Here is a 1,663-nt window from a genome sequence, read left to right on the forward strand (position 1 = left end):
TCCATGCTCACGCCATGGTTGGTCATCACAAAGCCATGGGTCACGTCTTCAATCTGGTCGATGTTGGTGATGATTACGGTGACCTCGTTGCCCTGTTTGACGGTGAATTCCGGCAGGCCGTAAGCCGGAGCCATCGAGGTCATGTAGACGCGGACTTTGTTACCGTCGCGGATGACCTTGTTGTCGGTCTCCAGCTTGATCCCGTCTTTTGCGGCGATCACCACGGTTTCGGCGAAAAACGGGTCGTTGCGGTCCCAGATTTTTTTGGTCTTGATCTGGTCGCGACGGGCCATGACGCAATCGTGGGGCTCGGCGAAGGCCGGGCCGTCGTGTACCAGTTTCATCTCCTCGCCGGAAATATCGATCAACTGGTCGTTTTCCGGGTGCAGCGGGCCGGTCGGCAGGAAGCGGTCCTTGGAAAACTTGCTGAGGACCATCAGCCATTGGCCGTCGGCCTCGCTGGTTTCGGTCAGCGACGCATGGTTGTGGCCCGGCTGGTAATGCACGTCGAGTTTCTGCTTGATGTAATTGACCTTCTCGCCGGTGTACGCGCGAATCGCCTCCTCGACGTTCCACTTCACCACCTGGCTGTCGATAAACAGCGTGGTGTAGGCATTACCGCGACCGTCGTAGGTGGTGTGAAGCGGGCCAAGACCCAACTCTGGCTCACCGACCACTACGTCGCGCGGATCCTTGAACTTGTCGTCGAACAGATCATCCAGCTTGGCGATAGCAATGATCGTGCAGGTCGGCGAGAGCTTGCCGTTGGCAATGAAGTACTTGCCATCGGGCGAAGTATTGAGACCGTGAGGGTTTTTCGGCACCGGGATGTAACGCGTGAACGCGCTGTCCTTGCCTTCGTTTTTACGACCGTCGACCACCGGCACTTTCGAGCCGTCCAGGGTGATGAACTTGCCCGCCTTGATCGCCGCTTCGATGCGCGGGATGTTGAACACCACCACCCAGTCGCGTTCATTGCGCATCATGCCGCCCAGGTCATAGGCCCTCTCCGAGTTGTAGCAGGTAGAGGCCGCATACTTGCCGGTGTAATCGGCGTCGGTGTTATCGAGGTTGCCGTCGACGATGACCTGGAAGGCCATCTCCATCTTCTCGGCATCAATGGCGTTGAACATCGTGTAGCTGTTCTTGTCCTGCAGGTCGAAGGTGCTGCCGTCATTGGGGTGTGGAATGACGAATTCGGCATTGGCGAACACGTATTTTGTGTGCGGCACTTTCTGCAGGCGCAGCCCGTGAACGGCCTGAACATTGGGCACGGTGAGCATCTTGTCGCACTTCATGATGTCCAGACGGATACGCGCAACCCGGCTGTTGGCCTTGTCATTGATGAACAAGTACTTGCCGTCGTACTTGCCGTCGGTCATGGACAAATGCGGGTGGTGGCAATCGCCATTCTGGAAATGGGCGCTATCGCCCATGACCCGTTTGCTTTCGTTGGTCAGGCCCCAGCCGGTGGCGGAATCGACGTTGAACACCGGAACACGCAACAACTCGCGCATCGACGGAATGCCCATGATCCGCACTTCACCCTGATGGCCGCCGCTCCAGAAACCGTAGTACTGATCCAGTTCGCCCGGCCCGACGTGGGTTTTCAGTTGCGCGTCCTTGGCCGCTGCCGCCCATGTCTCACGGGTGAAGACCGCGC

Annotated in this window: 1 protein-coding gene; it reads right to left on the reverse strand. The window is 58.1% G+C overall.

Features of this window, described 5'->3' with window-relative positions; translation table 11 throughout:
- A partial coding sequence (gene nosZ / locus QK293_RS27425; protein WP_282383487.1) for a TAT-dependent nitrous-oxide reductase occupies window positions 1-1,663 on the reverse strand: 1,663 nt, incomplete at both ends.

This window comes from Pseudomonas sp. AL03, from assembly GCF_029960815.1.
Taxonomy (GTDB): domain Bacteria; phylum Pseudomonadota; class Gammaproteobacteria; order Pseudomonadales; family Pseudomonadaceae; genus Aquipseudomonas.